Here is a 447-nt window from a genome sequence, read left to right on the forward strand (position 1 = left end):
GGTGGCTATGGCGCACCTCCACAACCGCAAGGTGGTTATGGGGCGCCTCCGCAGCAGGGTGGCTATGGCGCGCCACCACAGCCACAGGGCGGCTACGGAGCGCCCCCGCCCGCGGGGTGGGGACAGCCGCAGCAGCCTCCTGGCCATGGATTCGACCCTGCCCAGGGCGGCGGTTATGGCGCTCCGCCGGGCGCGTTCGTCCAGCAGGGGTACGGTCCTCCCGCCGATGTGAACGCGGGCAGTGAAGTCCGCATGGCCTTCGAGGGACAAGGTGGCGAGTTCTTCGGCAAGGTGATCGGGGGCTACCTGCTCACGCTGATCACCTTCGGGATCTATGCCCCCTGGTTCATCTGCAGCCTCACCAACTACATCTACGAGAAGTCGAACATCCAGACCTCGCGTGGACCGCTCCGCGTCTCGTTCCGGGGTGAAGGTGGGTCGCTCTTC

At 66.9% G+C, this 447-nt stretch carries 1 protein-coding gene; it reads left to right on the forward strand.

Annotated features, from left to right (window positions below; all coding sequences use genetic code 11):
- Window positions 1–252: 252 nt before the first annotated feature.
- On the forward strand, window positions 253–447 hold a 195-nt coding region (locus tag BN4575_RS22355), incomplete at its 3' end, for a DUF898 family protein (protein WP_218060815.1).

It is taken from the genome of Aeromonas sp. EERV15, from assembly GCF_900079845.1.
GTDB lineage: Bacteria > Pseudomonadota > Gammaproteobacteria > Enterobacterales > Aeromonadaceae > Aeromonas > Aeromonas sobria.